The 5161-nt window shown below is 64.5% G+C and carries 6 protein-coding genes; all 6 read left to right on the top strand.

The features are described 5' to 3' along the window. Window positions 1-1300, top strand: a 1300-nt coding sequence (gene adh / locus CWO91_RS41495) for an aldehyde dehydrogenase (protein ID WP_130221071.1), incomplete at its 5' end; no start/stop codon positions are given. A gap of 270 nt (window positions 1301-1570) precedes the next feature. Continuing rightward, a complete protein-coding gene (gene pdhA / locus CWO91_RS41490) occupies window positions 1571-2593 on the top strand; it encodes a pyruvate dehydrogenase (acetyl-transferring) E1 component subunit alpha (protein ID WP_091885651.1) in 1023 nt (340 codons plus the stop codon). 29 nt (window positions 2594-2622) lie between these two features. Continuing rightward, complete coding sequence (locus CWO91_RS41485) at window positions 2623-4014, top strand: pyruvate dehydrogenase complex E1 component subunit beta (protein WP_130221070.1); 1392 nt, start codon at window positions 2623-2625, stop codon at window positions 4012-4014. Window positions 4015-4017: 3 nt separating this feature from the next. Next, window positions 4018-4320, top strand: a complete 303-nt coding sequence (locus tag CWO91_RS41480; RefSeq protein WP_130221069.1) for a DUF5076 domain-containing protein — start codon at window positions 4018-4020, stop codon at window positions 4318-4320. A 1-nt stretch (window position 4321) separates the two neighbouring features. Beyond that, window positions 4322-4774: a nucleoside deaminase gene (locus tag CWO91_RS41475; protein WP_130221068.1), complete on the top strand. Its 453-nt coding sequence runs from the start codon at window positions 4322-4324 to the stop codon at window positions 4772-4774. A gap of 62 nt (window positions 4775-4836) precedes the next feature. After that, on the top strand, window positions 4837-5161 hold a 325-nt coding region (locus CWO91_RS41470), incomplete at its 3' end, for a biotin/lipoyl-containing protein (RefSeq protein ID WP_130221067.1).

Genomic DNA, 5161 nt, shown 5'->3' with positions numbered 1-5161 from the left:
CACCAGCGTCGCCGAGCGCGCCGCGATCCTCAACCGGATCGCCGACCGCATGGAGGAGAATCTCGAGCGTCTCGCCATCGCCGAGACCTGGGACAATGGCAAGCCGATCCGCGAGACCCGCGCCGCCGACCTGCCGCTCGCCATCGATCACTTCCGCTACTTCGCCGGCGTCGTGCGCGCCCAGGAAGGCTCGATCGGCGAGATCGACCACGACACCATCGCCTATCATTTCCACGAGCCGCTCGGCGTGGTCGGCCAGATCATTCCGTGGAACTTCCCGCTGCTGATGGCCTGCTGGAAGCTTGCGCCTGCGTTGGCTGCCGGCAATTGCGTGGTGCTCAAGCCCGCCGAGCAGACGCCGGCCTCGATCATGGTCTGGGCCGAGATCATCGCCGACATCCTGCCGCCCGGCGTCCTCAACATCGTCAACGGATTTGGCCTGGAAGCCGGCAAGCCGCTGGCCTCCAGCCCGCGCATCGCCAAGATTGCGTTCACCGGCGAGACCACGACGGGCCGGCTGATCATGCAATATGCCAGCCAGAACCTCATTCCCGTCACGCTGGAGCTCGGCGGCAAGTCGCCGAACATTTTCTTCAACGACGTCACCGCCGAGGACGACGACTTCTTTGACAAGGCGATCGAAGGCTTCGTCATGTTCGCGCTGAACCAGGGCGAGGTCTGCACCTGTCCGAGCCGGGCGCTGGTGCATGCGGATATCTATGACCGCTTCATGGAGCGGGCGCTGAAGCGCGTCGCCGCGATTAAGCAGGGCGATCCGCGCGACGCCACCACCATGATCGGCGCGCAGGCCTCAGGCGAGCAGCTGTCCAAGATCCTCTCCTATATCGACATCGGCAAGCAGGAGGGCGCGAAGGTGCTGGCCGGCGGCGGTCGTGCCGAGCTTGCGGGCGATCTCGCCGGCGGCTTCTACGTGCAGCCGACCGTGTTCGAGGGCCACAACAAGATGCGGATCTTCCAGGAGGAGATTTTTGGCCCCGTGGTCTCGGTCACGACCTTCAAGACCGACGAGGAGGCGCTCGCGATCGCCAATGACACGCTCTACGGTCTCGGGGCCGGCGTCTGGAGCCGCGATGCCAACCGCTGCTACCGCTTCGGCCGGGCGATTCAGGCCGGCCGGGTCTGGACCAACTGCTACCATGCCTATCCCGCACATGCGGCCTTCGGCGGCTACAAGCAGTCGGGCGTCGGGCGCGAGACCCACAAGATGATGCTCGATCACTACCAGCAGACCAAGAACCTCCTGGTCAGCTACAGCCCGAAGAAGCTCGGCTTCTTCTGATCGGGCAGGCGGAGAGGGCGGCGTCGTTTCGGCGCCGCCCATTCCGAATGTCAGGTCCAGGTCGCCTCTACGCTTCTTGACGCGGTCACGAATCTGCGCGTGCGGCAGCTTTGCATCGATTTGTTGCCCGATCGGCGCCAAAGATTTTCCAATATTACGATCACGTTGCAGTGCGGCATAATGAAAATCGTGCCATGCCGCCGCGGTGCTTTCCAACGGTGTTTGACTTGGGTTAGAGAGGGCGAAAGTTTTCTCTGACCCGGAATTCCCATGGCCGCACCCAAGAAAGCCGCCGCAAGCACTCCACAGGACAAGACCGACGGCGGTTCGCCCCCGGAATTCACCAGGGAGCAGGAGCTCAAGGCGCTCCGCGACATGCTTCTGATCCGGCGCTTCGAGGAGAAGGCTGGCCAGCTCTACGGCATGGGCGCAATCGGCGGCTTCTGCCACCTCTATATCGGCCAGGAGGCCGTGGTGGTCGGCATGCAGATGGCCCTGAAAGAGGGCGATCAGGTCATCACCGGCTATCGCGATCACGGTCACATGCTCGCCACCGGCATGGAGGCCAACGGCGTCATGGCCGAGCTCACGGGTCGCCGCGGCGGCTATTCCAAGGGCAAGGGCGGCTCCATGCACATGTTCAGCAAGGAGAAGCACTTTTACGGCGGCCACGGCATCGTCGGCGCGCAGGTCTCGCTCGGCACGGGTCTCGCCTTCGCCAATCACTATCGTGGCAACGGCAATGTGAGCGTCACCTATTTCGGCGACGGCGCGGCCAATCAGGGCCAGGTCTATGAGAGCTTCAACATGGCGGAGCTCTGGAAGCTGCCGGTGATCTTTGTCATCGAGAACAACCGCTACGCCATGGGCACCTCGGTCTCGCGCGCCTCGGCGCAGCAGGATTTTTCCAAGCGCGGCGCGTCCTTCAACATTCCCGGCAAGCAGGTCGATGGCATGGATGTCCGCGCCGTGAAGGCTGCGGGCGAGGAGGCGGCGGCCTGGTGCCGTGCCGGCAAGGGTCCCTACATCCTGGAGATGCAGACCTACCGCTATCGCGGCCACTCGATGTCCGATCCTGCAAAATATCGCACGCGTGAGGAGGTCGAGAAGGTCCGCCATGACCAGGACCCGATCGAGCAGGTGCGTAACCGCCTCTTGGCGGCCAAGGTCACCGAGCAGGATCTGAAGGCGATCGACGCCGAGGTGCGCGACGTCGTCAACGCATCCGCCGATTTCGCCCAACATGATCCCGAGCCGGATGCCGCCGAGCTCTGGACCGACGTTTACCGCTGAACGCGCGCAAGCTTTCTTTTGGAGTCGATATGCCAATTCAAGTGCTGATGCCCGCGTTGTCGCCCACGATGGAGAAGGGCAACCTCGCCAAATGGCTGAAGAAAGAGGGCGAGCCGATCAAGTCGGGCGACGTCATCGCCGAGATCGAGACCGACAAGGCGACGATGGAGGTCGAGGCTACCGATGAGGGCACGCTCGGCAAGATCCTGATCCCCGAGGGCACTGCCGATGTTGCGGTGAACACGCCGATCGCGACCATCCTCGCCGACGGCGAGAGCGCCGCCGATCTCGCGAAGGTACCTGCGCCCGCCAAGCAGGAGAAGGCTGCGGAGTCCGCTCCGCCCGCCGCTGCAAAGGCCGAAGCGCCTCAGCCCAAGGCCGCGCCAGCCGCGCCGCAGCCCGTGGCCGAGCCCGATCCGGAAGTGCCCGCCGGCACCGAGATGGTGACGCAGACCATCCGCGAAGCCTTGCGCGACGCCATGGCCGAAGAGATGCGCCGCGACGCGGACGTCTTCGTGATGGGCGAAGAGGTCGCCGAATATCAGGGCGCCTACAAGGTCACCCAGGGCCTGCTCCAGGAGTTCGGCGCCAAGCGCGTGATCGATACCCCAATCACAGAGCACGGTTTTGCCGGCGTCGGCGTCGGTGCCGCGATGACCGGCCTCAAGCCGATCGTCGAGTTCATGACCTTCAACTTCGCCATGCAGGCGATCGATCAGATCATCAACTCCGCGGCCAAGACGCTCTACATGTCCGGCGGACAGATGGGCTGCTCGATCGTGTTCCGCGGGCCCAACGGCGCCGCTGCGCGCGTCGCCGCCCAGCACAGCCAGGACTATTCGGCCTGGTACTCGCACATTCCCGGTCTCAAGGTGGTTGCGCCGTATTCGGCGGCCGATGCCAAGGGTCTGCTCAAGGCCGCGATCCGCGATCCCAACCCGGTGATCTTCCTCGAGAACGAGGTGCTCTACGGTCACACCGGCGAAGTGCCCAAGCTCGACGATTTCGTGATTCCGATCGGCAAGGCGCGCATCGTGCGCTCCGGCGGCCACGTCACCATCATCTCCTGGTCGAACGGCATGACCTATGCGCTGAAGGCCGCCGACGAGCTCGCCAAGGACGGCATCGAGGCCGAGGTGATCGACCTGCGCACGCTGCGCCCGATGGATACCGAGACCATCATCAACTCGGTCAAGAAGACCGGCCGGGCAGTGACGGTGGAGGAGGGCTGGGCCCAGAGCGGCGTCGGCGCCGAGATTGCCGCGCGCATCATGGAGAACGCCTTCGATTATCTCGATGCGCCGGTTGCGCGCGTCTCCGGCAAGGACGTGCCGATGCCCTATGCCGCGAACCTGGAGAAGCTCGCGCTGCCCTCGGCTGCGGAAGTCGTCGAGGCCGCCAAAGCCGTCTGCTACAGGTAGACCATGGCGGGCCCGAAGGAGCAGCCACTGCCGCCCGACGTCATGACCCGCGAGGACGCGGTCGAGATCCTGCGCGTGTTCGTGCTGGACGGCGGGCTGTCGATGGCGTTCCAGCGCGCCTTCGAGGAGCCCGACATGTGGGGCCTGCTGCTCGTCGATCTCGCCCGCCATGCCGCACGCGCCTATGCGCGCGAGAGCGAATATACAGAGGAGGACGCGCTGGACCGGATCCTGGAGATGTTCCAGGCCGAGATCGAGCGTCCCACCGACACCGGCACGACGACGCCACGCGGCAAGGGGCACTGACGTGGCGATCGAATCCTATCACTACGATTTCATGCTGGAGGCGATCCGCGAGGCGGAAGCCTCGATCGCGCAAGGTGGCCTGCCGATCGGCGCCGTGCTGACGCGCGACAACAAGATCATCGCCCGCGGCCATAACAACCGCGTGCAGGAGAACAACGTGATCCTGCACGGCGAGATGAGCTGCCTGCGCGAGGCCGGCGCAATCACGTTCCACGGCACCGTCATGTACACCACGCTGTCGCCATGCTCGATGTGCGCCGGCGCGCTGGCGCTGTTCAAGGTCAAGCTGGTGGTGATCGGAGAATCCGTCACCTTCGATGGCTCCAAGGACATCCTCGACAAGTTCGGCATCCCCTGGATCGACCTTGCCGACGACCGCTCCATCACCATGATGAAGACGTGGCGTTCCAATCCCGCCAATGAGCGCCTGTGGCAGGGCGACATCGGCAACTAAACCTGGTCTGTTCGTCTTCGCTTCCGGAGACGACGTTTTGAGAAGTTCTTCGTGAGGTCAGCATGCCCATCAACATCCTGATGCCCGCTCTCTCGCCGACAATGGAGAAGGGCAACCTCGCCAAGTGGCTGAAGAAGGAAGGCGACAAGGTCAAATCCGGCGATGTCATCGCCGAGATCGAGACCGACAAAGCGACCATGGAGGTCGAGGCGATCGACGAAGGCACGATCGCCAAGATCCTGGTGCCCGAGGGCACGCAGGACGTCCCGGTCAACGACGTGATCGCGGTGCTGGCCGGCGAGGGCGAGGACCTGAAGGCCGCGGGCACCGCGAAGCCGACCGCCTCGGCTGCACCGCCCAAGGCCGCTGAGGCACCTGCTGCTGCGC

Origin of the sequence: Bradyrhizobium genosp. SA-3, assembly GCF_004212635.1 — a bacterium.
In the GTDB taxonomy this organism is placed as follows: domain Bacteria; phylum Pseudomonadota; class Alphaproteobacteria; order Rhizobiales; family Xanthobacteraceae; genus Bradyrhizobium.
This window is presented reverse-complemented; position numbering and strand designations above follow the sequence as displayed.